The following is a 23,506-nucleotide window of genomic DNA, read 5'->3' as shown; positions in this document are numbered from 1 at the left end:
ATCACGTCCTGACCTGCGGTTTTTCCCAAGCTAACACGCCTACGGAGCGTTGACTACTAGCACGTCTAGGACTGCCGTACGCCGCCCCCGAACCAGACGGTTCGGGGTTTTTTCATCCCCCTTGTGAGGCCACCATGACCACCGTCGAAGACGCCGCGCCAGTCCCCATCCCCGCCGTACCCCACACCCAGGGCCGGGACGACTACGACGCGCACGCCGAGCCGCACCACACACCAGGCTGCGGCCGGCCCACCGAACGAGGGCACCTCAGCGCCGCCGACATCGACAAGGCAGCAGCCACCAACCCGCCCCGCTACGCCGGCGGCTACTACTGCTGACCCCGCCCCCTTTCGCGACGGAACGGAATCGACCTCATGAAGCGCATCGAATTCGCAGGTGAAGTGACCACGGCATCGGCCTAGGGGGTGATCCGGAATCTCCTTCGAGCACGGGCCGAAACGACTCCGCCCGTGCTCGTTGGTGTTCCCGGATTCCCCCTGCCAGACCGGAGTAGGCCATGAAGACCTTCTATCTGTGCACGCCGACCGGCATCACCCGAGTCGACACCATCACCGCCGCCATTCGCATCGCGCGCAACGAACCCGAATGGTTCGTCACCGACGCCACCGGGCGAATGCGCTGGTCCGGGCCCGCGATCCGCGTTCCCGACATTCCCGAGGAAAGCCCGCCGCACTAAGGACTCGCACATGGCATACACACTCACCGACCTGTTCTGCGGCGGTGGCGGCTCATCCACCGGCGCCACGCAGATACCCGGCGTCGTCGTACGAATGGCCGCGAACCACTGGCGCCTGGCCGTCGACGTCCACAACGAGAACCACCCCCACGCGGACCACGACTGCGCCGACCTGTCACAGGTCGACCCCCGCCGCTACCCCCGCACAGACATGCTCTGGGCCTCCCCGTCGTGCACCCAGCACAGCAGCGCGCGCGGCAAGACGGCCGACACCACCGACCCCGCCGCCGAACGCTCCCGCGCGACGATGTGGGACGTCCAACGGTTCACCGAGCACCACCGGTACCGCATGGTGCTGGTCGAGAACGTCTGCGAAGTCCGCCGCTGGGCCGGCTTCCGGGGCTGGCGGCTGGCTCTCCAAGACACCGGCTACTGCCTGCACGAAGCGTTCCTGAACGCCGCGCACGCCAACCAGCTCGGCGCCTCGGCCGCCCAGTGGCGCGACCGCTGGTTCTGCCTCGCCCACCCGAAGGGCACCCGTTGCCCGGACACCGCGCGATGGACCGCACCCAAGGCATGGTGCCCCTGCTGCGAGAAGCGGGTGGACACCTACCAGGCGTGGAAACGCCCCGATCAGCAGGCCGGGAAGTACCGGGCTCAGTACTTCTACCGGTGCTGCACCTGCCGGGCCGTGTGCGAACCGCACGCACGGGCAGCCGCCGAAGTCATCGACTGGTCGCTGCCTGCTACCCGCATCGGTGACCGGCCCCGGCCCCTCGCCGACCGGACGATGGGGCGCATTCGCGCCGGCCTGGAACGCTACGGGCGCACCAGCCTGCTGGTGCCCGCCGGCGGCACCTGGAACGACACGTCGTACCCGGCCGCGCAGCCCTTCCGTACCCGCACGACGCGCGAGTCTGAGGGTGTTCTCGTCCCTCCGCCCGGCCCCGGGCTGGTCGTGCCGTACTACTCGAAGGGCACAGCGCACGATACGCGGGAGCCGTTGATGACGGTTACGACCCGCGACCGTGCGGCCCTGATCCCCGAGCCCGCGCCGCGTGTCGAAGACTGTTCGTTCCGGATGCTGGGGCCGCGCGAGTACGCGGCGGCTCAGCACTTCCCTACCTCGTACGTGTGGCGGGGCACGAAGCGCGAGCAGGTCCGCATGGCCGGCAATGCGGTGCCGCCGAACATGGCGCGCGACCTTGTCGGCTGCGCCGTCGAATCGATGAACGGCTGACCCCATGGAACTCGAACACGTTGCGGGCTTCGACCGCGAACAGTGGGCCACCTGCCACATCGCCACCCTCGAACGTGGCGACATCTTCCACGCCCGGGGGCAGGTTGAGTTTTGGGTTGTCACCACCGTCCCGGAACCATACGAGGACACCGACGACCCCACCCAGTGGGTGAGGCTCGACGTGTGGGCCCCGGACGTCGGCCAGCAGGTGTGGCGGACGCGGGCTGACACGCCAGTCGTAGTCCGCTGCGACACCCGGGCCGCGCTGTGACGGCCGGCGACCGGACGTGCAAGGACTGCACGGCCGAGTGGGGTGGCTTCCCGCCCGCGCGGCGGCGCCCCGCCCCACATCCGGGCCCACGCTGCGCCACCCACCACCGGGCCCGCCAGCAAGCCGCCCGGGCAGCCGCGCACGACCGGCGGGTGCAGAACGTCTACGGCCTGGAGCCGGGCGCCTACGAGCGGCTGTACACCCTGCAAGGCGGCGTGTGCTTCATCTGCCAGCGCGCGACCGGCAAGACCCGGCGGCTGAGCGTCGATCACGACCACCGGTCGGACGAGGTACGCGGGCTGCTGTGCCGGCCCTGCAACTCGATGCTCGGCCACGGCCGCGACGACTACCGGTTCTTCATGCGCGCTGTCACCTACCTCGTGGCGCCCCCCGCGCGGGCCCTCACCGAAAGCGACCCCCATGGCAGCAACACACCGCCCCAAAGCTGACTGCCCCATCTGCGGCAAACCCACCGCGATCACCACCGAAGGCCGGTACTGGGACCACGCCCAGTACGGCGGGGGGCCTCGCTGCGATGCTGCCGGCACGCTAGTACCGGTCGACCGCCGCCCCGCCGAGCCGCCGCGCGACGCCGTGGACGACTTCTTCGACCAAGTCCTGCCGGCCCCGGGGCCGCGCACCGACATCGCGCCCATGACCCCGCTGGGCCAAGAGATCTGCGGCCGGTTGAAGGAAATGTTCCACGCCTACGACAACCGGCGCGCGGCCGACAACCGATCGGCGCAGACCCACCTGGGCCCCTCCGAAATCGGCACACCCTGCGACCGCCGGCTAGCCATGACCCTGCTCGACATGCCCCCGGTCAACCCAGGCGGCGACGGGTGGGCCGCGTTCCTCGGCACATGCACGCACGAAGGGCTGGCGCGCATGCTCCAGTGGGCCGACGCCGGCACCGGCCGCTACGCCACAGAGCTGCCACTTACGTTCCCCTCGGCCTTGGTGCCCCGGGGCACCGGTGACGTTCTCGACCGGACGCTGTGTCTGTTCGGTGACCACAAGGTCATGGGCCAGTGGTCTCTGAACCGGCTGCGGACGAAGGGCCCGCCGCCGGTGTACCGAACGCAGGTCCACGTGTACGCCCACGGGGCCCGCCTCATGGGCGAGACGGTGGACCACGTCGCCATCATCGGCTGGCCCCGCTACGGCGCCACGCTGGACGACCTGTACGTGTGGACGGAACCGTACGACCCCACCGTGCCCCGCGACGCGTTGGCCCGGGTCGACCGCATCGCGACGGCGGCGCAGGCGCTGACCGGACATGGCTTCCCGAACCAGATGGTCACGCAGTTCGACACGGCCGACGACTGCCGGTACTGCCCCTTCCACGCCCCCGGCGACACCACCGGCGAACGGGGGTGCCGGGGGCACGTCTGACGCGGCGGGCCGGCGGGTTAGCGGGCTCGGGTCACAGTGACGAGGGGGTCATCACAGCCATCGGCGATGCGGTTCAGGGCATCGAGTTCGGCCGCGTCGGTGGTCAGGCCCCACCGGGTCTTCACCGTGACCCAGTCGGAGATGTAGCGGCAGGTCGCTGACGTGGCCGGGGGCATCCACTCGGCCGGATCGCGGTCAGCCTTGGACTGGTTGGCGCTGTCGTGGACGGCCAAGAGGGATCGCTCGTCATCCAGGTCGTTCGCGTAGCTCTGCCGCTCGGCTGCGCTCCAGCCCGCGGCCCCTGAGTCCCATGCCTCACCTAGGGGCACCATGTGGTCGATATCGACGTCGTCCTTCGTGGTGAGGGTGACTTCGTCGTACCAAGACCACCACTGGCCAGTGCCGGCAGTAATCGTGCACCTTCGGGTCACCTCCGGGGACCGGGTCGCTTCGGCCAAGAGGACTTCATTGCGGGTGTTGCAGCCGTCGCGATCGGCATCGACCCAATGCTTGAACTGCTCACGGGAGTAGCCCTCCCTGCTGCCTTCCTCGTGAACCGGGAGGGCGGCGATCAGAGCGGAAAGCGGTGTGGTGGTCGTCTGCCCAGTCTCGGCGACAGCCGGGGATGAGAAGCAGGCCAGGGGCACGGCAGCAGCAGCCAGCGCACAGGCCAGCACAGTTCGGAATGTCAGCACACCCCATTGAGATAGCCCACGGTCGTCCCCTTGAGACAGACCTCAAGGCCATCTTCACCCAGTTGTGGGGCGCTCGTTTGCTCCCGCGCGCCTGGTTAGACCGCCGGGGCGCTCCACGTGCCTCAACCTCCTGTACGACAAACACGGAAAGCCGGTGGCTCATGCCCGAACACCTTGACCGCGAACTGCGTTCCCTGACCGGCGAGTTGAAGGCAACCGAGACGGCCTACCCCCAGTTGGTGTTCGCCGGATTCCTCACCTTCCTTGTCCTGCTCCTCGCGATCGTCACGGCCGGCGCCGGCCTCACCTGGTGCCTGGTCCACATCACCGCCAACATCTGAACCGCAAGGGAAACCCGCCGTGAGCACACCCCCGCAGAATCCTTCCGCCTACCCGCCCGCCTCTCCGCCCCCGCCAGACGCGAACGACTGGTTGATGAGCGGCGGCGTGAAGTCCGCCAGCTTCGATGGGGCCCCGCCCATCACATGGTCCGGCACAGTAACCACCGCCCCGACGATGATCCAGAAACGGGACTTCGACTCCGGCGAGCCCGTGTTCTGGAACGACGGCCGGCCGAAGATGCTCATGCAGGTCAACATCCAGACCGAGGCACGCGACCCGGCCGACCCGGACGACGACGGGGTACGAGCCCTGTATCTGGAGTACAAGAAGGCGTACGCCGTACGCGACGCCGTGAAGGCGTCCGGCGCCCGGGCCGTCGAACCGGGTGGGGTGCTGGCCCTCACCTACACCGGCGACGATCACGCGGCGGCACGTGGGCGGGGGAAGCCGCCGAAGAACTACAGCGCCACCTACCAGCCGCCGGCCCCCGGCCAGGGCGGCGCCGACCCGTGGGAGTCTGTGACCGGGCAGCCGCCCGGCCCTCCTATTGGCGCAGGCTACGCGCCGCCGGCTACGCCTACCCCACCCCCGGCGACGGTCCCGGCCGCTGCCCCTGCCCCTGCCCCTGCGCCGGCTGCCGGTGACCCGTTGCAGGACTTCCTGCGCGCCCAAGGGCTCGACCCCGCCCAGATGCCCGACCGCGCCACCGGCCTCACCGTCGCCCGCGCCTACGGCTACCAGGGGCAGTGATGGCCCGGATTCAAGTCCTCGACCTTCCGGGTGACCACGGCGCATTCGCCCTCATCATCGACGGGCTGACCGAGGACGAAGCCGCTTCGATCGCCGAACAGGAGACGCGCGAACTGGCAGAGAAGACCGAGGCCCGCGCCGTGGTCCTGGTGCCGTTCACGCTCAACGTCGAAAGCAGGTAGTGCCCGAGTACGGGGCGTCCCTTGTCCTCCGACTCCGGGACAAGGGACGCCTCATGCGGAAGGGCCCCCGGGCGCACTGGTTCGCGCCCGGGAGCTTCCGCGCCCAAACCCCACAGTGAGGGAGGTGCAACCTCATGCCGCAGCCAGGAGAGGCCGTCTACAACCACGATCCGACGATGCGCGCGATCGACTCGGCCTGGCGACTGCGCGGCAAGTGCGTCACCGACGACAAGCACGTGCAGAACACCGCCACCAGTCCCAACGTCACCGCGCGCCAAGCCCGCCATTTCGCGGGCACCTACTGCGAAGGCTGCCCCGTACGGGAACAGTGCCTGGACTGGGCCCAGTCCGAACCTGACTTCCTGGGCATTGCCGGCGGACACACCTTCCGCGAACGCGCCAAGACCCGTGTGGTCACACCCATCGACATCTGGGCCGAAGACCACACCCGCAGCGCCATCAATCTCAGCAAGCCGGCCGCCACCCGCCGTCAACACACCGTTGCTCTCGACGGACAGCACTTCGACGGCCGCATGTGGACCGCGATTTGCGGGGCTTCCGTACACCCCACCCGAACCATCGCCGACGAACGCCTGGCCATGACCGCCGTTCGCTGCCCGTGGTGCTCAAGAAAGGCCGCCTGATGAGCGCATGCCCCTCGTGCAGCGTCGACCAGTACGTGGCCGAACGGTCCGACATCTACCGCGCCGCGCACGCCCTGCTCCGCAACCTCTTCGACAGGGACGACGACCGGCCCCACGACCCCGAAGACGTACTCAGGCTCGCCATGTTCCTCGCCGGAGACCACGCGCCGTGATGCGCCACGCCGTCACCGCGCAACAAGCAGGCTGGCACATCTTCCCTTGCCGGCCCGGCGAGAAGACCCCCTTGCTGGAGTGGGCCGACGCCGCCACGAACGACCTGCGCACCATCACCACCTGGTGGGCCCGGCACCCACGCGCCAACATCGGCGTCGCATGCAAACCGTCGGGTCTCCTCGTAGTCGACTGCGACATGCCCAAGCCGTCCTACGTGGCCGCGGTGCTGGCCGGCCTGCCGCGCGAGAAGTGGTCACTGCACAACACCCCCTACGCCCACCTCCACGACCAGTACGGGCCCCTGGTCGACGGCACCGACTGCCTACGCGCCATGTGCCACCGGTACGGCCAGTCGTACGAGTCGCTGCTCGACACCTACCAGGTCACCACCACCCGCATGGGCTTGCACCTGTACTACCGGTGGCCCGCCGGCGTGCCTGCCTCGCAGGCGTCGCCCATCAAGGGACACGTCGACGTGCGGAATGGTGGGGGCACCCGCGGCGGTTACGTGCTGGCCGCCGGGTCGGCAACCCCCGCCGGCGCGTACGTCGCCGACAACCAGCGGCCGGTGGCCGACGCCCCGCCGTGGCTGGTCGAACTGGTCCGCGCGAAGCCCCAGCCGGTTCGGGCCCCCCGCACGCCCCGCATGGCCGGGGCCGGCCAGTTCGCCGGCCTCGTCGCGACCGTTGCTGCCGCAGGAGAGGGCAGCCGGGCCACGACGCTGCACTGGGCGGCATGCCGGATGCGCGACGACGGGGCCAGCGAAGCCGACGCGCTAGCGGAACTCGTGCCCCCCGCTGTGGCCGCCGGCCTGCCCGAGCGCGAGGCGCGGGGCATCGTCCAACGCACCCACCTCCCCACTCGGAGAACACCATGACGACCCCAGCCCCAGACTTCGTGGCCGCCGCGAAGGAGATCAACCAGGCGTTGGCCAATATCACCGAGGTTGAGACGCAACTCGCGGCCTACCAGGCCGAGGCCGAACGGTTCGCACTGCTCGTCCAACAGCAGCAGGCCGAGTTGGACTACCTCAAGACCGACATCAAACCGAAGATGCGGCAGCTTTCCGACGCGTTCAACGCGGAAAACCCACAGCCCGCCACGGGCGAGGCGGTGAGCCGCACATGAGCGCCCCCACGTACGACATCGCGAGCGAACAGGTACCGGCTGCCGCCGACAACGCACCGGCCGCCGCGCACGCGCTGTGCCGCGTCTGCTACCCGCGCGGCACATGGCCGCTCGTGGCGATCTGCGGTGAACCGCTGCTCGGCATTCCCTGCCCGCCGGGCACCCCGCGCTGTGAGCACTGCACCCACATCACCCCGCACCACGTCAGGGGGCACCTGTCATGAGGCATCGCGTCAGCTTTTCGACCGTGGCCTACGCCACCGTCACCGTCGACACCGAAGAGACCGATCCGGATCTCATCGCGGAAGAAGCCGCCGAGTACGGGGACTTCCCGACGGTGTGCGCGCAATGCTCCGGCTGGGGCCAAGGGTTCTCGCTCGAACTCGGCGACGAGTGGGAGGTTTGCGAGGACTCCGAAACCCGCGCCGCCGTCGTAAGGCCGGTGAACGAGTCATGACCGGCGGCTGGGACAACTTCGCCGACGAGGTGGCCGCCCAGTCCACCCGCCACTACCAGCGGTGCGGCGTCGCCATACTCCTTGACGAACTCCCCAACGACCAGGCCCGAGCCGCCGTGCGAGCCGCCCTGGACTCCGACCACGTCACCTCGGCCGGGCTTGCCCGCGTCCTCCGCCAGCGCTGCGGCGACATCGCGCCGAGCGGCAACACCATCGGCCGCCATCGCGGCGGCAACTGCACCTGCCGGAAGGAACCGAGCGATGAGCAGTGAAGACCTGGGTGACTGGAACGGCCTGGTGGACGACGCCAACCATGCTGACCAGATCACCACGCTCAAGGCCGCGAACGCCCGACTCGCCCGCCAGTTGCACGAGACAAAGCACCGACACGCCGACTACCTGACGGCCGTGTGGGACGCAACCACCGAAGCCATCGGACGTATCCACATCCCACCCATGCAGCGGCCGTCGGACATCTTCCTTGACTTTCCGGCCGACGGACAACGAGAAGAGTACGCCGTTGCCCTGCTCAGTGACCTACAGACTGGCAAGCGCACCCCCGACTACAACTCGGACGTCGCACGTGATCGTGTCATGCGATACGCACGGAAAATCGTGCAGCTATCCGACATCCAGCGGCTACACCATCCCGTCCGCCATTGCGTCGTTCCAATGCTGGGCGACATGGTCGAAGGGGTCGACATCTTCCCCGGCCAACAGTGGCTCATAGATTCGACGCTCTATGACCAGCTCTTCAACACCACCCCCGCGCTCTGTGCTGATTTTCTGCGGTACCTGCTCGGGCATTTCGAAACTGTCACTGTCCATGCCGTTGACGGAAATCATGGCCGCATTGGGCGTCGCGGCCAGTTCGGACCCATGGACAACGCTGACCGAATGCTCTACCGCATTCTCGGAATGCTCCTGCGCGACGAAAACCGCTTCAAACTCGTCATGACCGACCCGCAAGGCGAACGCAACTGGTACCAGGTCATGCAACTCGGCAACTACAGCGCCCTGTTGATCCACGGCGACCAGATTCGAGGCCACTCCGGCTTCCCCTGGTACGGGCTCGGGAAGAAGGTCAACGGATGGGGCAGCGGTGGAATCCCCGAGCGGTTCGGCGACGTTTTTATGGGCCACTACCACCAGTTGGGGCGAATCCCCCTCAACCAGCGGGCCGTGTGGTGCAACGGCTCCACCGAATCCACAAACACGTTCGCTGCGGAAACCCTGGCTGCGCAGTCGGAGCCGTCGCAGTGGTTGTTGTTCGTGGACCCGGATGCGGGGCGGGTTACTGCTTCCTATGGCGTTGAACTCGGACAGGACAACACATGATCTGCACTTCATCGTTCTACGACGACCAATACGGCATCACCCGCACCTGCGTCCGCGACCACTCCCTAAACGACACACTGCCAAGCGAGCGGATTTGGCACGGCGACAGATGGGGAGAGTGGCACACCCCCGGCGACGACAAGCCCGAGGCCGCCGCCGAGGAGACTGAACCGCCCCGCGCCGGCCTGCTCAACGAAGCCCGCAACCTCGTGGTCGGGGACCGCAACACGACCCACGGCGAACCGTACGACGACTTCCAGCGCACCGCCGGCGCACTCACCGCGCTCGGGTACCGGCGCTACGACGACCACGAACAGGTCTACGTCGACCTGGCGCCGTCCGACGTGGCCGTGCTCGTCGCCGCCGTCAAACTGTCTCGGCTCATGCACTCCCGCGCCAACCGGGACAACTGGACCGACCTCGCCGGATACGCCGCCTGCGGCTACGAGTGCACCACCAGGGAACCGGCGGTGAACACCAACCGAGCCGCCGCCCCATGACCCCACCGCCGGGCTGGCCCCGCACCCGCGCCGAGTGGTGGGCCTTCGCCGCCGGCGCCGCACTCGCCCTCGCGATGCTGCCCAGCCTCGCCAGAAAGGTCCGCGTCGAATGACCGGCATCGACTGGGGCCCCGAAGGCTACTGCCCCCACTGCAACCGCATCGAACCACTCAACGACACAGGCACCCTCGCCCGCCACGCAGCCACCGGCCACGCCGGCACCCGCACCCCGGCCGCACGCGCCCGCCACGCAGCCGCCCTCCACGCAGCCACAGGCGGCGTGAAGGGCGACGACGCCCTTGACCACGTCATCAGCGAATGGTGTCCCGGCAGCAACGAACAACCCGCCCCCACCCCCGGGGACCCTCACGAACAGGGCCCACCATGACGAACACCACCGACCGGCGCGCCCGCCAGAAACGATGGGACTACCTCCGGCAAGTAGGCCGACCCAGCCTCGTCACCGGCACCCCCGAAGTCGAAGACACCCGCCAGATGATCAACGACCTGCACGCCAAAGGCATGTCCTATCGGGCCATCGGCGCACAGGTCGGCGTACCCGCATCCACCGTGTCGACCTTCGCCGGGGGCCGAGCCGGAATCCTGCGAACCACCCTCACCAGACTCCAACAGGTCCAGCACGAGGCCCGGCCCGACGACGGAGCCGCCGGTGCCCGCGTGGACCCCACCGGCACACAACGCAGGCTCCAAGCCCTATGGGCCGCCGGCTTCCCCATCGGCTACATCCGGCAAGCCATGGGCCCCGACACCAACGAGCCCTACCTACGGCGCATCCTGCACGGCCGAAGCGCCCGCACCCACGCCGCCTACGCCCGCCGCGTCGCCGACGTCTACCAGCAACTCGCCGGCACCAACCCCGCCGACCTCGGGGCCACCCAGCACGGCATCACCTACGCCCGCAACGCCGCCGCCCGCGCCGGCTACGCCCCACCACACTGCTGGGACCCGGAAACCATCGACAACCCCGACGCCACCCCCGAGTGGACCGGCGAGTGCGGCACCGAAACCGGCTACCGCATCCACCGCCGCGAAGGCACCGAACCCTGCCCGGCCTGCCGTACCGGCCGCAACGAAGAACGCCGCAGCGAACGGGCCGACGCCGCCGAACAACGCCGTGCACACGTCGCTCAGCTACTCGCCGAGGGCCGCCTCACCGCCGCCCAAATCGCCGAGGAGACCGGTGTATCGGAACGCACCGTCCAGCGCACCCGGAGAGCCGCGTGAACCCGCTCATCAACTGGATCGAACACGACCTCCTCAGCCCCTACCGGCTCGACCAAACCGACATCATCAGCCGCTACAACGACTTCCACAACGGCATCGCGTACACGCTCGCCCAACGTGGATCGGCCGTGCTCGGCCACGTCCACGTACGGCCCATGTTCGAAGTCCTCCACCCGACCGGAGGCTGCTGCGCGCCTTCCATCTGGCGCAGCAGCGACTGCCCCGCTTGCAACAACCTGGCCTACACCGCCGACTGCCCCCAACACGGCGACCCCAGCCACCATGTCCTCGAAGCCTGGAACATCACATGACCCACACACCCCGCAGAGAAAACGGCAGCATCTGGGTCGAACCCCAGAACGGCAACGTCGTCATCAACGTCGCCACCACCAGCACCCACGAACGCACCCGCGTCACCATCGCCATCGAAGACGCCTACAGGCTCGCCCAAACCATCACCATGGCCGCCATACGCGCCGAAGAAGCCACCACCTGACAAAGGGGGGCCCGTTGCCTCACTGGACCGAATGGGACCCCACCACGGGCCACCCCTACCCCGGCACCGAAAACATCGCCGACCAAATCGCAGCCGACCAAAAAACCGAGCAGATAAACCAACTCGCCGAAAGCGAGAAAATACGGGCCATCGCCCGCAGAAAAGGCGCCGAAGCCGCCGAACAAGAAGAACAACAACTCCGCCAAATACGCACCACCCAAGCCCAAACCATCACACCCCGACGCGTCCAATGGCTCTGGCAAGAACGCATTCCCGTCGGCGAAGTCACCCTACTCGTCGGCAGAGGCGGCATCGGAAAATCCACACTCCTCGCCACCCTCACCGCCTGGATCACCACCGGCGACATGCGCGGCGAATACGCCGGCCACCCCAAAGGCGTCCTCTACGTCGTCAACGAAGACTCCCTTGAATTCACCGTCGTCCCCCGACTCGTCGCAGCCGGCGCCGACCTCACCAAGGTCCACTTCGTTCACGTCGACCAGGCCGGCCAGCACGACCGCGTCATCCTGCCGTACGACTGCGACCAGCTCGGCGCCGCCGCCCACCAGCACCACGCCGCCGCGGTCATCCTCGACCCCCTGTCGTCCAACCTACGGGCCAAGTCCAACAGCGGCGACGAGGTACGCCCCGCCGTCGAACGCATCCGACGCATGGCCGAAGCCCAGCAGCTCGCGGTCATCGGCAACGCGCACACCCGCAAGGCCCTGAGCACCAACCTCATGGACGCCATCATGGGCAGCTCAGAGCTGGGCAACGTCACCCGCTCCGTCATGGGCGCCATGGTCGACCCCGACGAGCCCGGCACCGCCGTGCTCTCCCAGGAGAAGAACAACCTCGGCCGCACCGACCTGCCCAGCTACCGGTACCGCATCGACTCTTACGTCTTCCCGGCCGCCCCGGGCGGCGACCTCATCGACACGTCGCGGCTCGAATTCCTCGGCAAGACCGACCTGCGCGTGTCGGACATGCTCGCGGACAGTGTGGCGTTCGGCGACGTGCGTACGGCCACCAAGGACGCGCAGGACTTCCTGCGCGCGTTCCTGGAGGAGAAGGGCGGCGAAGCGCTGCGCAAAGAGGTCATCCAAGCGGCGCGTGGCGAGGGGCTGTCGCAGCGGGCGGTGGAGCGGGCGGCGTCGAAGCTCAAGCTGACGTCGACTCGGTTGGGCTTCGGGTCGGCATCAATCTGGGGCCTACCGCACGGTCAGTGATCGGGCATCAGCACAGAGCATGATTACTCTGTGCATTCATGCCACCAGTGGCGGGACTGGCGTAAATGGCGCGACTGGGCGAACCCCCGAGGGGGGTTGGGCGTAAATGGCGCAATAGCGCGAATGCACAAAGAACGCGAGTCGCTACCGACCGTGACCTATTGCGCCACAGTCCCGCCACAGTCGCGCCACCATTCCCGCCACACAAAAGCCCAGGTCAGAAACAGTTAAACCATTTACACCAAATAACCCCCCTCACGCGTGCGCGCGAGGCGCACAGTCACGCCACCCGGCGCAACTGAACACCCCCACCCAACACACGAGGTGACCACACGCAACACCTCATCGACACCCAACCCCAAGCAGCCACCTGCACCCGCTGCACCCAACTCGTCCTCACCGCCCACGACGCCGGCTGCCACGTCACCGCCAACCCAACCCCCCTCACCCCACCCCAAGCCACCGCCCTCACCGCCGCCGGATACCAGCTCTACGAGTTCACCCCCACCCGACTCGCCCACCCCCAAAACCCACCCCGCCCCGGCGCCACACTCCTCACCGCCCACGCCTGCGGCACCCACGCCACCACCACCCACCAACCACCCCCACCAACACCCGCCACCAGCCCCTGCGACGCCTGGAAAGCCCAAGGGTGGACACCACCCCCAACCTGCCCGCGCACGGCCCTGTGGTGGGCAGACAGCCGCCCCGACGAAACGCCCCTGTCGTGCGGCACCTGCGACCCGCCCCCGTTCTGAACGGAACCCACATGATCACCCCCATCGACCACATGCTCATCACCGCCCACCAAGACGCCGTGATCGTCGGCTTCGACGCCCCCGCCGCCGGCAACCGCGAACCCCAACGCGCCATCAAACGCATCACCACCAGCAACGCCCAAACCCTCGTCTACCAACTCCTCACCGCAATCGACCAAGCCCGCGCCTACGGCGAATACCAACGCGGCGAAGTCACCGACAAACCCCGCAAACGCAGAAAGCGACGCCCGCCCGTGAAAGCCCCCACGGCGAATTCCAGAAAGGAGTAGGCCGACCAGTGGACGATCCAACGCATTTGGCGAACCTCGTGCACCCGTTCACGCATTGGTGGACAGAGCGGGTTGAATACCACGTGCGAATAGCCACCCACACCCCGGAATGCAAGACCGCCAGAGAAGCAATGCCGCCCGGCCTGCGACGCCACGCCGCGTGCCGATGCCCCAGCAGCGTCGAAGGCCGGGCCGCAGCAGTCCACCAAGCCCCACTTGGCCAGGCACTGCGCTCGTACTCAACCAGCGGCAACCAACACACCAAAGGCACGTTCACCGCGGGCGCCCGCAGCCACAAGCCAGCCGGCCGGCCCCCCGCGCCGCTGGACGCGGCCAATCTCCTCGCCGAGCTGCGCGCCGACACACGCGCCACCATCGCCACGATGGGTGCGACGCCTACGGTGCCGCGCGCCTCGCTGGAAGACGACCTTGACGCGCTACTCCTCGCCGCGACCATCGCCGTTCACTCGGAACAGCACGAGACCGTCACCGAGGCCGGGCGGATGCTGCGCCATCACACCGCCCGCGCCCGCGTACTGCTCGGCTACGACGACCCCCGCCCGCGCCGGCCCATCCCCGCTTCGTGCGGCGAGTGCGGCGGCGCCCTGGTGCTCTTCGGCCACGTGGTGCGCTGCGTCGGCACGACCACCGCCGACTCGTGCGGCGTGGCCTACTGGCCGTGGCAGTGGCTCGACGCCTTCACGGGCATCAGGCAACCCGATCATCCGCACATGACTGAGGTCTCAACATGAAAGGTCCGCCCTTGATGCCCACAGACGCTTTCGACCTTCCGCTGCCTCATGGAACCGCCGCCGCCACCGATCGGCCAAGCTGGCGGCTGCTGCGACAGCAGACCCTCGAAGTGGCTTGGGCCCCGAACGGCGAAGTTGAAGTTCGGTACTACGACGCGGCGGAAGGCGTTACGTACATCTATCTGGGCACCCTCGAAGTCGACGCCGATGCGCCGCCCCGTACGGGGGCTGACGGATCACTCCGCGTCCGTTTGGGACGAGTCGACCGCGATGGCGTGACGGCGCACCGATTCGCGGACGAATGATCCTGGTCGACACCGAGGCCGCCGCCGTCTACGTCCAGTGGGTGTTCGAAGAGCAGGTGCCGCTGGAGACGGTCCGGCGGCGCATCTACAACCTGGCCCGGGACGGGAAGCTGACCCGGTACGGGAGGCCCGGCAAGGGCAACGCACGGTGGGATTTGCTCCAGATTCATGAGGTTTGCGCACGAAAGGGTGACCCACCTATCCTGAACAGCCAGTAGCACAGGTGCGTCCCGATCACGGGGAGCCCCACAGACGCAGGGCCCGGTATCCGCTGAGGTACCGGGCCTTTCCTGTGTGGGCCACCCGGCTGAGCCGGACCCTGCTCGCCATACCGGACCCACCCTGGCCTATACCTCCACGCGCCCAGGCCCCACAGCCCACCCCGTACCTGTGCCCCAGCAGCAGGCACACCTGGCCTGTCGTCTGTGCGCTGAGCTGAGCAGCACTCCCAGCGCCTGCGATTGGTGGTGTGCCTCATGCCCAGTCGTGGCGGCAGACCATGGCGCCGGATACAGGCGCACCTACGCGCCACTGGTACCCACGTGTGCTGGCTGTGTGGCAAGCCCATCGACATGTCGATTGCACCGAACGATCCATGGTCTTGGACCATCGATCACGTCGTTCCATACAGCCTCGCGCCAGAGCTCTACCTAGAGATCAACAACCTCCGCGAAGCCCACCACTCGTGCAACAGCTCGCGCGGCGCCCGGCTCGACTGGCACAAGCCGATCAACTCCACCAGGTGGTGAGCAGCCCCTCGTACCACGAGGCGTCGGCCGGCCCAGCAGCTCGGCACGGCCACCAGCCCCACCGCTGCCAGATCACTCCGGCGTAGGGGGACGACAGGTCTCCAAAGCACCCCCCACCCTGCCGGCCGGACCAGGCCCCGGGCCCAGGGGGGCGGGGGTGGCACGTGATCAAGGCTCACGGGAGACCCCGCCCCATCGTGACCGTTTCTCTCTCTATTGATCAGCAGGGGGCGGTGGCGTGGATCGGGTGTCGCTTGAGGAGGCGGTGAACGGTGGTGACCTGCGGGCTTCGTTGATCGCGATGCGGGACTACATCGCTCACCAGCTCGAAGCGAACCTGTGCAAGTCGTGTCTCAGCTCGCGGTTGCGGACGGGTGACCAGGCGTCGCTGTTGCTGCGGCTCGAAAAGATCATCGAGCGGATTGAGGCTCTGCCGGACGCGGATGCGGAGGTGAGCCACCTCGATGAGATTCGCCTTCGACGCGAGCGACGTCATGGGGGTGCAGACCCCCCGGATTCTGCACAGTCCCACGAGCTTGGGACTAAGCACGCGGAGCGCCGGTCAGGAAGCCGTCGACCTGGCGGGGGCCGCCGGGCTGGTTCTTGACCCGTGGCAGCGGCTGTTCCTGGAGCACGCGTTGGCGGAGCGGGGGCAGCGGCTGGCGGACGGGACGCCGACGTGGGCGGCGCTGGAGTGCGGCCTGATGGTGTCGCGGCAGAACGGCAAGGGCTCGGTCCTGGAGGCGTACGAGCTGGCCTGCCTGTTCCTGTTCGGAGACCGGTTGATCATTCACTCGGCCCACCAGTTCGACACGTCGAAGGAAGCCTTCCAACGGATCGAAGCCTTGATCTCGGACAACCCGGAGTTCAAGTCCGAGGTCAAGCGCATCACCTGGTCCCACGGTGAGGAAGGCATCGAGCTGCTGTCGGGGCAGCGGCTGCGCTTCCGGACGCGCACCAAGGGCGGTGGCCGCGGCTTCACCGCCGACAAGGTGATCCTTGATGAGGCGATGTACCTCACGGACACGCAGTTGGCGGCCTTGCTGCCGACGATGTCTGCGCGGCCGAATCCGCAGCTCGTGTTGACGGGGTCGGCGGGCGACAAGGAGAGCACGGCGTTCGGCCGCATGAGGCAGCGGGCGCTGCGCGGCGTGGACGAGCGGCTGTGCTTCTTCGAGTGGTCGGTGGACGCGTGCAGCGAGTTCTGCCCGCGTGGCTGCACGGAGCATGATCCCGTGGGCATGCCGGACAACGAGACATCGTTGTCGGATGCCGAGCGGGAACGCGCGTTCGTCCGGCTGGTCGACTCGTACGCGAAGGCCAACCCGGGGTTGGGCATCCGCATCTCGGTCGAGCACATCGAGAGTGAGCGGGCCGCCATGGACCCGGCCACCTTCGCACAGGAACGTCTGGGCGGCGGTGACTGGCCGGTCGAAGGCGACGCGTGGCAGGTCATCTCCGAGGACGCGTGGACGGCCCGTTTCGACTCGGTGTCGTCGCCGCAGGGGCCGGTGTGCATCGGCATCGATACGTCTCCGGACCGACGCTCCTCGTGCATGGTGGCGTGCGCCTTCAACGGTGAGTCCGTTGACGGGGTGCGGGAGGTGCACGTGGAGGTGACGGGCGACGGCCTGCGGTACGACTACCGGCAGGGCGTGGACTGGGTGGTGCCGCGGGCTCGGGAGATCGCGAAGAACCGCAAGGTGGTGTTCGTGATCGACCAGGCTTCGCAGGCCGGCAGCTTCGTTGAGCCGATGCAGAAGCACGGGCTGACGGTCATCTCCCCGACGATGCGCGAGTACGCGCAGGCGTGCGGCAGGTTCTACAGCTCGGTGGTGCCGATGAAGGGCAACACCCCCGACCTGGTTCACCTGAACCAGCCCATGTTGAACATGGCGGTCGCCGGTGCCGCGAAGCGTGACCTGGCGGACCTGTGGGCGTGGGATAAGCGCAACTCATCCGTGGACATCACGCCCCTGGTGGCGGCGACGCTGGCCCGCTTCGGCCATGACCGCGGTGTGAACCGGCCGAGATCCCGCCCCCGGGCGGCGTGGGGGGAGTGATCGGCTGATGGGTTGGTTGTTTCGTCGGTTCGGGTTCGCCTCGTCGGTGGCCTCGAAGTCGTGGTCGGAGCCCGAGGTGTGGTCGCCGCAGCATGCGCTGAACCTGGCCGGCGGGTTCATGGACGGCGCGCCGGCCGGGGAGACCGAGCGCATTGAGAACGACTTCGAGTCGTACGTGAACATGGCGCTCAAACGCAACGGGCCGGTCGCGGCCTGCATGCTGGCGCGGCAGATGGTGTTCAGTGAGGCCCGATTCCAGTGGCGCCGCTTCGAGCAGGGCCGCCCGTCCGACCTGTTTGGGTCGCCCGAGCTGGGCTTGCTGGAGCGGCCGTGGCCTGGCGGTACGACGGGCGAGCTGCTGGCGCACATGGAGCAGGACGTCACGTTCGCCGGCAACTTCTGGGCCACCATCGCCGACGACAACGGCAACCTTGGGCGCGCGGCGCGGGGCTCTGGCCGGCGGATCGTGCGTATGCGCCCGGACTGGGTGACGTTGATCATCGGCTCGAAGTCGAAGGACCCGTGGGCGCTCGACGCCCGGGTGCTGATGATCGTGTACGAGCCGCGAGGTTCGCGGCTGGACAGCGGGCCGCGTGCCGAAGCGGTGCGGCTACTGCCCGACGAGGTGTGCCACTACTCGCCGATCCCGGACCCGGTGGCCCGCTTCCGGGGCATGTCGTGGATTACGCCGGTGGTACGCGAGGTGGAAGCCGACATATCTTCGACGGCCCACAAACGGAACTTCTTCGAGAACGCGGCCGTGCCGAACATGGTCGTGAAGTTCGACAAGGACGCCGACGAGGACGCGTTCGATGAGTTCGTGGCCAAGTTCAACCAGGGCCACCGGGGCGCGTGGAACGCGTACAAGACGCTGTTTCTGATGGGCGGCGCGGACGTCACGCCGCTGTCGTACGACTTCAAGCAGCTCGACTTCGCGGCCACGGTCGGCAAGGGGGAATCTCGGATCGCCGCGGCGGCCGGCGTGCCGGCGTCGTGGGTGGGGTTCTCCGAGGGCATGCAGGGTTCGTCGCTGAACTCGGGCAACTACAACGCCAGCCGGCGCCGGTTCGCGGACGGCACGATGCGCCCGCTGTGGCGGATGGCCGCCGCGTCCCTCGAACCGCTGCTGGTGCTGGGCAACTCCACCGTGTTGGGAGACGGGCGCAGCCTCTGGTACGACACGCGGGACATCGCGTTCCTGCGGGAGGACGAGACCGACCGCGCGGAGATCATGCGTATCAACCTCAACGCCATCGACGCGGGGATCAAGTCGGGCTTCGAGAACGACGCCGTGGTTGAAGCGGTGCGAGACAACGATGTCACCAAGCTGTTCGGCCGGCACACCGGATTGGTGTCGGTGCAGATGCAACCGCCGGCCCCGCAGGAGGACGACCAGGCGCAGCGGCGGTCGCAGGAGGAAGCCGCTGTGCGGCAGACCGAAGCGGCCATCATCACGTCGTTGACGGACGCGGGCTTCGAGCTGGACAGCATCGTCGCCGCGCTGGAGTCAGGCGACTGGGGCCAGCTTGCCATCGACCCGGTACGTCAACGGCAGGCTGAGGCCGCCGCCGTGGGCGCCGAGCGCGCCACCGAGGACCCGCCGCCCGAGCCCGACGAGGGCGGGCCGCCGGGCGGACGCAAGCCACCCGCAGCAGACAAGCCGGAACCGACTGCCGAGGAGGGTGGCGATGGACCGTAAGGCGTTTGGCCGCGTGGAGATCAAGGACGCCGACCGAGGCATGGTCACGGCGGTGTTCTCCACGTTCGACGTGGTGGACCGGGACGGGGACGTGACGGTGAAGGGGGCCATCAGAGATGGCGTCCCGGTCGTCATCTCTGCGTACAACCACGGCTCGTGGGCCGGGGCCCTGCCGGTCGGCAAGGGGGTCGTACGGACGGACGGCAAGGAAGCCCGGCTGGAGGGGCAGTTCTTCTTGAACACCCAGCACGGCCGGGACACCTTCGAGACCGTGAAGGCCCTCGCAGAGGACGGCTTGGGCGAGTGGTCGTACGGCTTCGACGTCAAGGACTCCGCCCCGGGCGAGCACGACGGGAAGTCGGTTCGCGTCCTCAAAGAGCTGGACGTGCACGAGGTGTCCCCGGTGATGCTGGGCGCGGGTGTCGGCACTCGCACTCTCGACACGAAGGGACTCAGGTTCTCCGAAGAAGGTGAGGCTGTCATGGCTTCGCTCACCTCCTTCACACAGCGGGCCGCCGACGTCATGGCGAAGCGGGCCGAAAAGGGCAAGGGGCTCGGCGACGAGTCCGGCGGACTGGTCAAGCGAGTGCGCGACGAGCTGGGGAAGCTCGACGCCCTGCTGGCCGTCGAACCCACCGACGAGGACGGCGCCAACGAGGCGCAACAGCTGTGGCTGGCATCGATCGCCAGCGACCTCTAACCGTCCCCCTTCCCTCTTTCAGCCCGGCCACCGCGCGCCGGGCTTTTTCACGCCCACACGCTTTCGCCTTTCGAAAGAGAGACAACGATGTCAGAATTCCCTGCGCTCAAGGACGCGCTGGGCAAGCTCGACGCCGCGCGCAAGTCTCTGCGCGACGTGTTCGCCGAGGCCGGCCCCGACTACGACATGTCCAAGGTCAAGTCCCTGACTGGTGACTCCACGGAGAAGCTCGGTTGGGTTCGGACCAAGAACGAAGAGATCACCGAGCTGAAGGGCGAGGTGGAACGGCTCAAGGAGATCAACAAGGCCGTTGACGAACTCGCCCTGGACGACGCCCACCGTGAGACGGGGGCGGACGCCGGACCGGAGTCCAAGGGCGGCGCCCGGTCGCTGGTCGGCCAGTTCCTCAAGTCCGATGCCTACCGCAACGTGGGCCGCAAGGCGACCCTTGACGTTGAGGTCAAGACCCTCTTTCAGCGTACGGCTGGTTGGGACCCCGAGGATGTGCGGTCCGGCCGTGTGGAGCTGACGCCGTTGCGTCCGGAGACCCACGTGGTGGACTTCATTCCGAAGGGCACCATCAGCCAGTCGGACTACAAGTACATGGAAGAGACCACCCACACCGCGACCGCAGTCGTGGAAGTCGCGGAAGGTGCCACCTTCGGCGAGGCGGCGCTCGCCCTCACCGAGCGGTCCCGGTCGGTCGAGAAGCTGCCCGCATGGATTCCCGTCACCGACGAGCAACTGGAAGACGAGCCCGCGGCGCGCGCCTACCTTGAGGCCCGGCTCACCGGCATGGTACGCCGCCGGCTGGACTCTCAGGTTCTGGTGGGCAACGGTACGACTCCGAACCTGCTGGGCACCGAGAACGTGGTGGGCATCCAGTCACAGGCTCTGGGCGCGGACACCACGCTGGACGCGATCTACAAGCTGTTCACGTCGATCCGCAGCGACGGGTTCGCCGAGCCGAACGTGCTGTTCATCGCCCCGTCGAAGTGGCAGGCCGTGCAGCTCCTCAAGACGGCGGACGGCCAGTACATCTGGGGTCACCCGGCCAGCTCGGGCCCGACCACCGTGTGGGGTGTGCCGGTGGTTCCGACGACGGCGCACACGGCCACCAAGGCAATCGCCGGCGACTTCGCCCAGTACTCGATGCTGTTCATCCGCCGCGGCATCGACGTGCAGGTGACCAACTCCCACTCCGACTACTTCATCAACGGCAAGCAGGTCATCCGCGCGGACATGCGCGCCGTGATGGTCCACTTCCGTCCGAAGGCGTTCGGCGTCGTCACCGGCCTGTGATCCGCGTTTCAGCGGCCAGAAGAATCGTTCCTTCTGGCCGCTGGGCACCTTGTGGGAGGAGTAACCCATGCCTCAAGTCGTGAATCCGCCGGCGGATGACGACGCGGTGGCACGCCAGCGGCTCTACCAGAGCGCGGGCGCGCCGACCACCCAGTTCAACGGCGTCGCCCCTAAGGGGGCGCTGTGCGTCGACTACACGAACGCTGTGCTCTACATCAACACCGGCACGAAGGCCGCGGCGACGTGGACCAAGGTCGGGACGCAGACCTGATGGCGGAGCGCGTCACGGTCAACCGGCACCTGTATCTCACCGAGGACAGGTGCCGGGTCGTGGAGGAAGGCGACCCGGCCGGCCGGTGGCTGCACTGGGCCCCCGGCCACCTGGTCCCCCAAGACGAGTACGAACGCCTGCTGCGGCCGGCCCCCAAGCGGCGGGGTCGGCCGCCCGGCAGCAAGAGCCGAACCCCTTCCGAGAACAAGTAGACATCGAAGGGGGGTCGCTCCATGGCCCTCGGCGATAGCTACATCACGCTGCCAGAGTTGAAGGCGTACCTGGGCAACGTCTTCGTGGACACGTCGCAGGACGCCAGTCTGACGGGCGCGCTGAACTCTGCTTCGCGTGAGATCGAGCGGTACACCCGACGGCAGTTCAACAACGCCGGCGCCGCGACGGCTCGCCTCTACCGGCCGACGTCGCCGCGACGGCTGATCGTGGACGACTTCCATACCGAAGTCGGCTTCTCCCTGCGCGTGGACTCCTCGGACAGCGGCACGTTCGACACCACCTGGTCGGGGGCTGAGTACCAAGCGGAGCCGTTGAACGGGGTGCGCAACGGATACGCGGGCTGGCCGTACTGGCGGCTGAGCGCGGTCGGCTGGCGCACGTTCCCGGGCGGCTGGCGCCCCAGCGTGGAAGTGACCGCTGACTGGGGCTGGTCCTCCGTGCCGGCCCCGGTGAAGCAAGCCTGCCTCATCCTGGCGGCCAAGAACTTCCAGCTCAAGGACTCGCCACTAGGAGTCGCGGGGTTCGGCGAATTCGGCGTGGTACGCGTGCAGGACGACCGGACCGCCATGGGCAAGCTCAGCCCGTTCTGCCGCGACCGAATCCAGGTGGCGTGATGGCCAGCCTGATGGAACTGCGGACGGCGGTGAAGACCGCGCTCCAAGCGCAGATTCCGGGACTCATCTGCTACGACACCGTCCCGGATGTGGCCCAGTGCCCGGCCGTGGTGGTCATGCCGGTAGACGCAGACTTCGCCGTGTCGCTCCAACGCGGCACCGATACCTGGAACTTCGACCTGTTCGTTCTGGTGCCGCGTACGGACAGCGGCCTGTCGCAAGACCGGTTGGACAACTACCTGAGCGGCTCCGGGCCCTCGTCCGTGCGGCAGGCCATCTACGAAAACCGTTCGCTCGGCCTGCCTGACACGGAATCGCTCATCAAGTCCATGCGCGGCTACGGCGGGGAGTTCGCCACCGCCCGCATTCCACATGTCGGCGCCGTACTGCGCCTCGTAGTTCACACGTCGGGGACGGCGTAACGATGAAGGGAAAGCCATGGCCGCACTGACGACTCAGCGCATTGTCCACGCGGGGACCAAGCCGACGTTCACCGCGGCGGCAGCCTCAGACACGGCCGAGGTTGGCACCGGCCTCAACACCTTCGTCGTGTACAAGAACACCGACGCCGCAGCCCGCACGGTCACCGTGACCCTTCCGGTGACTGGCACGGTGTACACCGAGGCCACCCCGGCGACCGTGACGTTCACTCTGGCGGCGAACACCGGCGAGGTGTGGATTCCGCTGCACAGCGACTATGCCGGCGCCGACGGTCGGGCGGCGCTCTCGATCTCCGCCACGGCCAACGTCACCGTCGCCGTGATCCGCGCCGACTGGACCCTGTGATGGCTCGCCGACGTCGGGCGCCTGTGCCGACTCCCGAGCAGTTGGCCGCGCTCGCTCAGCAGCGCGAAGAGGAGAAACGTTCCCGCAAGGCGGCTCCCAACCCTCCCCGGGAGGCAGCGCGCGGACCGGAGCGGGCGGCCCCGAACCCGCCTCGCGAACCCAAGCCGGCCACTGCGCGGGCCGAGCACCCCAAACCGGCC

At 68.0% G+C, this 23,506-nt stretch carries 39 protein-coding genes; 37 read left to right on the top strand and 2 right to left on the bottom strand.

Annotated features, from left to right (window positions below; genetic code table 11):
• Nucleotides 1-134: 134 nt before the first annotated feature.
• The 6 genes from ACMA1D_RS10880 (at nucleotide 135) to ACMA1D_RS10855 (ending at nucleotide 3,603) form a co-directional block, all read left to right on the top strand.
• Nucleotides 135-338: a hypothetical protein gene (locus tag ACMA1D_RS10880; RefSeq protein ID WP_414723681.1), complete on the top strand. Its 204-nt coding sequence runs from the start codon at nucleotides 135-137 to the stop codon at nucleotides 336-338.
• Nucleotides 339-517: 179 nt separating this feature from the next.
• Nucleotides 518-697 (top strand): hypothetical protein, encoded by a 180-nt coding sequence (locus tag ACMA1D_RS10875; protein WP_414723680.1) that lies wholly within the window; start codon nucleotides 518-520, stop codon nucleotides 695-697.
• Between the two features lie 10 nt (nucleotides 698-707).
• Nucleotides 708-1,937: a DNA cytosine methyltransferase gene (locus ACMA1D_RS10870; RefSeq protein WP_414723679.1), complete on the top strand. Its 1,230-nt coding sequence runs from the start codon at nucleotides 708-710 to the stop codon at nucleotides 1,935-1,937.
• 4 nt (nucleotides 1,938-1,941) lie between these two features.
• Nucleotides 1,942-2,208 carry a hypothetical protein gene (locus ACMA1D_RS10865; protein WP_414723678.1) on the top strand — a complete coding sequence of 89 codons (267 nt, stop codon included), beginning with the start codon at nucleotides 1,942-1,944 and terminating at the stop codon, nucleotides 2,206-2,208.
• A gap of 152 nt (nucleotides 2,209-2,360) precedes the next feature.
• Entirely contained in the window at nucleotides 2,361-2,657 is a 297-nt protein-coding gene (locus ACMA1D_RS10860) for an endonuclease VII domain-containing protein (protein ID WP_414723677.1), read from the top strand.
• On the top strand, nucleotides 2,629-3,603 hold the full coding sequence (locus ACMA1D_RS10855; RefSeq protein WP_414723676.1) for a hypothetical protein: 975 nt from the start codon (nucleotides 2,629-2,631) through the stop codon (nucleotides 3,601-3,603). The genes ACMA1D_RS10860 and ACMA1D_RS10855 overlap by 29 nt, the downstream gene beginning before the upstream one ends.
• A gap of 17 nt (nucleotides 3,604-3,620) precedes the next feature.
• Here ACMA1D_RS10855 and ACMA1D_RS10850 read toward each other — a convergent pair whose 3' ends face one another.
• Nucleotides 3,621-4,280, bottom strand: a complete 660-nt coding sequence (locus ACMA1D_RS10850; protein ID WP_414723675.1) for an HNH endonuclease family protein — start codon at nucleotides 4,278-4,280, stop codon at nucleotides 3,621-3,623.
• 179 nt (nucleotides 4,281-4,459) lie between these two features.
• Between ACMA1D_RS10850 and ACMA1D_RS10845 the strand changes: the two genes are divergently transcribed.
• From ACMA1D_RS10845 to ACMA1D_RS10740, 22 genes are all read left to right on the top strand, one after another.
• Entirely contained in the window at nucleotides 4,460-4,639 is a 180-nt protein-coding gene (locus ACMA1D_RS10845) for a hypothetical protein (RefSeq protein WP_414723674.1), read from the top strand.
• 175 nt (nucleotides 4,640-4,814) lie between these two features.
• A complete protein-coding gene (locus ACMA1D_RS10840; protein WP_414723673.1) occupies nucleotides 4,815-5,390 on the top strand; it encodes a hypothetical protein in 576 nt (191 codons plus the stop codon).
• A complete protein-coding gene (locus tag ACMA1D_RS10835; RefSeq protein WP_414723672.1) occupies nucleotides 5,390-5,572 on the top strand; it encodes a hypothetical protein in 183 nt (60 codons plus the stop codon). The genes ACMA1D_RS10840 and ACMA1D_RS10835 overlap by 1 nt, the downstream gene beginning before the upstream one ends.
• Nucleotides 5,573-5,706: 134 nt before the next feature.
• On the top strand, nucleotides 5,707-6,216 hold the full coding sequence (locus ACMA1D_RS10830) for a WhiB family transcriptional regulator (RefSeq protein ID WP_414723671.1): 510 nt from the start codon (nucleotides 5,707-5,709) through the stop codon (nucleotides 6,214-6,216).
• Nucleotides 6,216-6,389, top strand: a complete 174-nt coding sequence (locus ACMA1D_RS10825) for a hypothetical protein (RefSeq protein ID WP_414723670.1) — start codon at nucleotides 6,216-6,218, stop codon at nucleotides 6,387-6,389. The genes ACMA1D_RS10830 and ACMA1D_RS10825 overlap by 1 nt, the downstream gene beginning before the upstream one ends.
• Nucleotides 6,389-7,267, top strand: coding sequence for a bifunctional DNA primase/polymerase (locus ACMA1D_RS10820; protein WP_414723726.1), 879 nt, complete (start codon nucleotides 6,389-6,391; stop codon nucleotides 7,265-7,267). The genes ACMA1D_RS10825 and ACMA1D_RS10820 overlap by 1 nt, the downstream gene beginning before the upstream one ends.
• On the top strand, nucleotides 7,264-7,518 hold the full coding sequence (locus ACMA1D_RS10815; RefSeq protein WP_414723669.1) for a hypothetical protein: 255 nt from the start codon (nucleotides 7,264-7,266) through the stop codon (nucleotides 7,516-7,518). Before ACMA1D_RS10820 ends, ACMA1D_RS10815 begins: the two co-directional genes overlap by 4 nt.
• A complete protein-coding gene (locus tag ACMA1D_RS10810) occupies nucleotides 7,515-7,742 on the top strand; it encodes a hypothetical protein (protein WP_414723668.1) in 228 nt (75 codons plus the stop codon). Before ACMA1D_RS10815 ends, ACMA1D_RS10810 begins: the two co-directional genes overlap by 4 nt.
• 23 nt (nucleotides 7,743-7,765) lie before the next feature.
• A complete protein-coding gene (locus tag ACMA1D_RS10805) occupies nucleotides 7,766-7,975 on the top strand; it encodes a hypothetical protein (protein WP_414723667.1) in 210 nt (69 codons plus the stop codon).
• The gene (locus ACMA1D_RS10800; RefSeq protein WP_414723666.1) at nucleotides 7,972-8,247 is read left to right on the top strand and encodes a hypothetical protein; all 276 of its coding nucleotides are present in this window, start codon (nucleotides 7,972-7,974) and stop codon (nucleotides 8,245-8,247) included. Before ACMA1D_RS10805 ends, ACMA1D_RS10800 begins: the two co-directional genes overlap by 4 nt.
• Nucleotides 8,237-9,313 (top strand): hypothetical protein, encoded by a 1,077-nt coding sequence (locus tag ACMA1D_RS10795; RefSeq protein WP_414723665.1) that lies wholly within the window; start codon nucleotides 8,237-8,239, stop codon nucleotides 9,311-9,313. The genes ACMA1D_RS10800 and ACMA1D_RS10795 overlap by 11 nt, the downstream gene beginning before the upstream one ends.
• Nucleotides 9,310-9,813, top strand: coding sequence for a DUF6378 domain-containing protein (locus ACMA1D_RS10790; protein WP_414723664.1), 504 nt, complete (start codon nucleotides 9,310-9,312; stop codon nucleotides 9,811-9,813). Before ACMA1D_RS10795 ends, ACMA1D_RS10790 begins: the two co-directional genes overlap by 4 nt.
• A 109-nt stretch (nucleotides 9,814-9,922) precedes the next feature.
• Entirely contained in the window at nucleotides 9,923-10,201 is a 279-nt protein-coding gene (locus ACMA1D_RS10785; RefSeq protein WP_414723663.1) for a hypothetical protein, read from the top strand.
• On the top strand, nucleotides 10,198-11,058 hold the full coding sequence (locus ACMA1D_RS10780; protein WP_414723662.1) for a helix-turn-helix domain-containing protein: 861 nt from the start codon (nucleotides 10,198-10,200) through the stop codon (nucleotides 11,056-11,058). Before ACMA1D_RS10785 ends, ACMA1D_RS10780 begins: the two co-directional genes overlap by 4 nt.
• The gene (locus tag ACMA1D_RS10775) at nucleotides 11,055-11,369 is read left to right on the top strand and encodes a hypothetical protein (protein ID WP_414723661.1); all 315 of its coding nucleotides are present in this window, start codon (nucleotides 11,055-11,057) and stop codon (nucleotides 11,367-11,369) included. The genes ACMA1D_RS10780 and ACMA1D_RS10775 overlap by 4 nt, the downstream gene beginning before the upstream one ends.
• Nucleotides 11,366-11,554, top strand: a complete 189-nt coding sequence (locus ACMA1D_RS10770) for a hypothetical protein (RefSeq protein WP_414723660.1) — start codon at nucleotides 11,366-11,368, stop codon at nucleotides 11,552-11,554. The genes ACMA1D_RS10775 and ACMA1D_RS10770 overlap by 4 nt, the downstream gene beginning before the upstream one ends.
• Before the next feature lie 14 nt (nucleotides 11,555-11,568).
• Nucleotides 11,569-12,783, top strand: a complete 1,215-nt coding sequence (locus ACMA1D_RS10765; protein ID WP_414723659.1) for an AAA family ATPase — start codon at nucleotides 11,569-11,571, stop codon at nucleotides 12,781-12,783.
• Nucleotides 12,784-13,552: 769 nt separating this feature from the next.
• On the top strand, nucleotides 13,553-13,831 hold the full coding sequence (locus ACMA1D_RS10760) for a hypothetical protein (protein WP_414723658.1): 279 nt from the start codon (nucleotides 13,553-13,555) through the stop codon (nucleotides 13,829-13,831).
• A gap of 8 nt (nucleotides 13,832-13,839) precedes the next feature.
• The gene (locus tag ACMA1D_RS10755; RefSeq protein WP_414723657.1) at nucleotides 13,840-14,583 is read left to right on the top strand and encodes a hypothetical protein; all 744 of its coding nucleotides are present in this window, start codon (nucleotides 13,840-13,842) and stop codon (nucleotides 14,581-14,583) included.
• 14 nt (nucleotides 14,584-14,597) lie between these two features.
• Entirely contained in the window at nucleotides 14,598-14,888 is a 291-nt protein-coding gene (locus ACMA1D_RS10750) for a hypothetical protein (protein WP_414723656.1), read from the top strand.
• Complete coding sequence (locus ACMA1D_RS10745; protein WP_414723655.1) at nucleotides 14,885-15,106, top strand: hypothetical protein; 222 nt, start codon at nucleotides 14,885-14,887, stop codon at nucleotides 15,104-15,106. The genes ACMA1D_RS10750 and ACMA1D_RS10745 overlap by 4 nt, the downstream gene beginning before the upstream one ends.
• Nucleotides 15,107-15,364: 258 nt before the next feature.
• Nucleotides 15,365-15,637 carry an HNH endonuclease gene (locus ACMA1D_RS10740; protein WP_414723654.1) on the top strand — a complete coding sequence of 91 codons (273 nt, stop codon included), beginning with the start codon at nucleotides 15,365-15,367 and terminating at the stop codon, nucleotides 15,635-15,637.
• A 220-nt stretch (nucleotides 15,638-15,857) separates the two neighbouring features.
• Here ACMA1D_RS10740 and ACMA1D_RS10735 read toward each other — a convergent pair whose 3' ends face one another.
• Nucleotides 15,858-16,133, bottom strand: coding sequence for a hypothetical protein (locus ACMA1D_RS10735; protein ID WP_414723653.1), 276 nt, complete (start codon nucleotides 16,131-16,133; stop codon nucleotides 15,858-15,860).
• A 40-nt stretch (nucleotides 16,134-16,173) separates the two neighbouring features.
• Here ACMA1D_RS10735 and ACMA1D_RS10730 point away from each other — a divergent pair, with 40 nt between their 5' ends.
• From ACMA1D_RS10730 to ACMA1D_RS10690, 9 genes are all read left to right on the top strand, one after another.
• Nucleotides 16,174-17,700, top strand: coding sequence for a terminase (locus tag ACMA1D_RS10730; protein ID WP_414723652.1), 1,527 nt, complete (start codon nucleotides 16,174-16,176; stop codon nucleotides 17,698-17,700).
• Nucleotides 17,701-17,707: 7 nt separating this feature from the next.
• Entirely contained in the window at nucleotides 17,708-19,399 is a 1,692-nt protein-coding gene (locus ACMA1D_RS10725) for a phage portal protein (protein ID WP_414723651.1), read from the top strand.
• Entirely contained in the window at nucleotides 19,389-20,099 is a 711-nt protein-coding gene (locus tag ACMA1D_RS10720; RefSeq protein ID WP_414723650.1) for an HK97 family phage prohead protease, read from the top strand. Before ACMA1D_RS10725 ends, ACMA1D_RS10720 begins: the two co-directional genes overlap by 11 nt.
• A gap of 87 nt (nucleotides 20,100-20,186) precedes the next feature.
• Entirely contained in the window at nucleotides 20,187-21,401 is a 1,215-nt protein-coding gene (locus tag ACMA1D_RS10715) for a phage major capsid protein (RefSeq protein ID WP_414723649.1), read from the top strand.
• A gap of 67 nt (nucleotides 21,402-21,468) precedes the next feature.
• On the top strand, nucleotides 21,469-21,672 hold the full coding sequence (locus ACMA1D_RS10710) for a hypothetical protein (protein ID WP_414723648.1): 204 nt from the start codon (nucleotides 21,469-21,471) through the stop codon (nucleotides 21,670-21,672).
• Complete coding sequence (locus tag ACMA1D_RS10705) at nucleotides 21,672-21,884, top strand: hypothetical protein (protein ID WP_414723647.1); 213 nt, start codon at nucleotides 21,672-21,674, stop codon at nucleotides 21,882-21,884. Before ACMA1D_RS10710 ends, ACMA1D_RS10705 begins: the two co-directional genes overlap by 1 nt.
• Nucleotides 21,885-21,905: 21 nt before the next feature.
• Nucleotides 21,906-22,520, top strand: coding sequence for a hypothetical protein (locus ACMA1D_RS10700; protein WP_414723646.1), 615 nt, complete (start codon nucleotides 21,906-21,908; stop codon nucleotides 22,518-22,520).
• Entirely contained in the window at nucleotides 22,520-22,942 is a 423-nt protein-coding gene (locus ACMA1D_RS10695; RefSeq protein WP_414723645.1) for a hypothetical protein, read from the top strand. Before ACMA1D_RS10700 ends, ACMA1D_RS10695 begins: the two co-directional genes overlap by 1 nt.
• A gap of 16 nt (nucleotides 22,943-22,958) precedes the next feature.
• On the top strand, nucleotides 22,959-23,306 hold the full coding sequence (locus ACMA1D_RS10690) for a hypothetical protein (RefSeq protein ID WP_414723644.1): 348 nt from the start codon (nucleotides 22,959-22,961) through the stop codon (nucleotides 23,304-23,306).
• Nucleotides 23,307-23,506: the final 200 nt, after the last annotated feature.

It is taken from the genome of Streptomyces sp. 796.1, from assembly GCF_047525675.1.
GTDB lineage: Bacteria > Actinomycetota > Actinomycetes > Streptomycetales > Streptomycetaceae > Streptomyces.
The sequence above is the reverse complement of the archived record's forward strand: the minus strand, read 5'-3'. Positions and strand labels throughout refer to the sequence as shown.

What these genes read in the sequence shown, in the direction of transcription:
- ACMA1D_RS10695 (WP_414723645.1), top strand. Translation starts at nt 22,520, where the DNA reads ATGGCCAGCCTGATGGAACTGCGGACGGCGGTGAAGACCGCGCTCCAA.
- ACMA1D_RS10840 (WP_414723673.1), top strand. Translation starts at nt 4,815, where the DNA reads ATGATCCAGAAACGGGACTTCGACTCCGGCGAGCCCGTGTTCTGGAAC.
- ACMA1D_RS10690 (WP_414723644.1), top strand. Translation starts at nt 22,959, where the DNA reads ATGGCCGCACTGACGACTCAGCGCATTGTCCACGCGGGGACCAAGCCG.
- ACMA1D_RS10845 (WP_414723674.1), top strand. Translation starts at nt 4,460, where the DNA reads ATGCCCGAACACCTTGACCGCGAACTGCGTTCCCTGACCGGCGAGTTG.
- ACMA1D_RS10705 (WP_414723647.1), top strand. Translation starts at nt 21,672, where the DNA reads ATGGCGGAGCGCGTCACGGTCAACCGGCACCTGTATCTCACCGAGGAC.
- ACMA1D_RS10810 (WP_414723668.1), top strand. Translation starts at nt 7,515, where the DNA reads ATGAGCGCCCCCACGTACGACATCGCGAGCGAACAGGTACCGGCTGCC.
- ACMA1D_RS10745 (WP_414723655.1), top strand. Translation starts at nt 14,885, where the DNA reads ATGATCCTGGTCGACACCGAGGCCGCCGCCGTCTACGTCCAGTGGGTG.
- ACMA1D_RS10780 (WP_414723662.1), top strand. Translation starts at nt 10,198, where the DNA reads ATGACGAACACCACCGACCGGCGCGCCCGCCAGAAACGATGGGACTAC.
- ACMA1D_RS10760 (WP_414723658.1), top strand. Translation starts at nt 13,553, where the DNA reads ATGATCACCCCCATCGACCACATGCTCATCACCGCCCACCAAGACGCC.
- ACMA1D_RS10700 (WP_414723646.1), top strand. Translation starts at nt 21,906, where the DNA reads ATGGCCCTCGGCGATAGCTACATCACGCTGCCAGAGTTGAAGGCGTAC.
- ACMA1D_RS10735 (WP_414723653.1), bottom strand. Translation starts at nt 16,133, where the DNA reads ATGACGTCGCTCGCGTCGAAGGCGAATCTCATCGAGGTGGCTCACCTC.
- ACMA1D_RS10710 (WP_414723648.1), top strand. Translation starts at nt 21,469, where the DNA reads ATGCCTCAAGTCGTGAATCCGCCGGCGGATGACGACGCGGTGGCACGC.
- ACMA1D_RS10825 (WP_414723670.1), top strand. Translation starts at nt 6,216, where the DNA reads ATGAGCGCATGCCCCTCGTGCAGCGTCGACCAGTACGTGGCCGAACGG.
- ACMA1D_RS10720 (WP_414723650.1), top strand. Translation starts at nt 19,389, where the DNA reads ATGGACCGTAAGGCGTTTGGCCGCGTGGAGATCAAGGACGCCGACCGA.
- ACMA1D_RS10835 (WP_414723672.1), top strand. Translation starts at nt 5,390, where the DNA reads ATGGCCCGGATTCAAGTCCTCGACCTTCCGGGTGACCACGGCGCATTC.
- ACMA1D_RS10815 (WP_414723669.1), top strand. Translation starts at nt 7,264, where the DNA reads ATGACGACCCCAGCCCCAGACTTCGTGGCCGCCGCGAAGGAGATCAAC.
- ACMA1D_RS10880 (WP_414723681.1), top strand. Translation starts at nt 135, where the DNA reads ATGACCACCGTCGAAGACGCCGCGCCAGTCCCCATCCCCGCCGTACCC.
- ACMA1D_RS10870 (WP_414723679.1), top strand. Translation starts at nt 708, where the DNA reads ATGGCATACACACTCACCGACCTGTTCTGCGGCGGTGGCGGCTCATCC.
- ACMA1D_RS10750 (WP_414723656.1), top strand. Translation starts at nt 14,598, where the DNA reads ATGCCCACAGACGCTTTCGACCTTCCGCTGCCTCATGGAACCGCCGCC.
- ACMA1D_RS10855 (WP_414723676.1), top strand. Translation starts at nt 2,629, where the DNA reads ATGGCAGCAACACACCGCCCCAAAGCTGACTGCCCCATCTGCGGCAAA.
- ACMA1D_RS10865 (WP_414723678.1), top strand. Translation starts at nt 1,942, where the DNA reads ATGGAACTCGAACACGTTGCGGGCTTCGACCGCGAACAGTGGGCCACC.
- ACMA1D_RS10800 (WP_414723666.1), top strand. Translation starts at nt 7,972, where the DNA reads ATGACCGGCGGCTGGGACAACTTCGCCGACGAGGTGGCCGCCCAGTCC.
- ACMA1D_RS10795 (WP_414723665.1), top strand. Translation starts at nt 8,237, where the DNA reads ATGAGCAGTGAAGACCTGGGTGACTGGAACGGCCTGGTGGACGACGCC.
- ACMA1D_RS10790 (WP_414723664.1), top strand. Translation starts at nt 9,310, where the DNA reads ATGATCTGCACTTCATCGTTCTACGACGACCAATACGGCATCACCCGC.
- ACMA1D_RS10770 (WP_414723660.1), top strand. Translation starts at nt 11,366, where the DNA reads ATGACCCACACACCCCGCAGAGAAAACGGCAGCATCTGGGTCGAACCC.
- ACMA1D_RS10820 (WP_414723726.1), top strand. Translation starts at nt 6,389, where the DNA reads ATGCGCCACGCCGTCACCGCGCAACAAGCAGGCTGGCACATCTTCCCT.
- ACMA1D_RS10875 (WP_414723680.1), top strand. Translation starts at nt 518, where the DNA reads ATGAAGACCTTCTATCTGTGCACGCCGACCGGCATCACCCGAGTCGAC.
- ACMA1D_RS10715 (WP_414723649.1), top strand. Translation starts at nt 20,187, where the DNA reads ATGTCAGAATTCCCTGCGCTCAAGGACGCGCTGGGCAAGCTCGACGCC.
- ACMA1D_RS10785 (WP_414723663.1), top strand. Translation starts at nt 9,923, where the DNA reads ATGACCGGCATCGACTGGGGCCCCGAAGGCTACTGCCCCCACTGCAAC.
- ACMA1D_RS10725 (WP_414723651.1), top strand. Translation starts at nt 17,708, where the DNA reads ATGGGTTGGTTGTTTCGTCGGTTCGGGTTCGCCTCGTCGGTGGCCTCG.
- ACMA1D_RS10830 (WP_414723671.1), top strand. Translation starts at nt 5,707, where the DNA reads ATGCCGCAGCCAGGAGAGGCCGTCTACAACCACGATCCGACGATGCGC.
- ACMA1D_RS10740 (WP_414723654.1), top strand. Translation starts at nt 15,365, where the DNA reads ATGCCCAGTCGTGGCGGCAGACCATGGCGCCGGATACAGGCGCACCTA.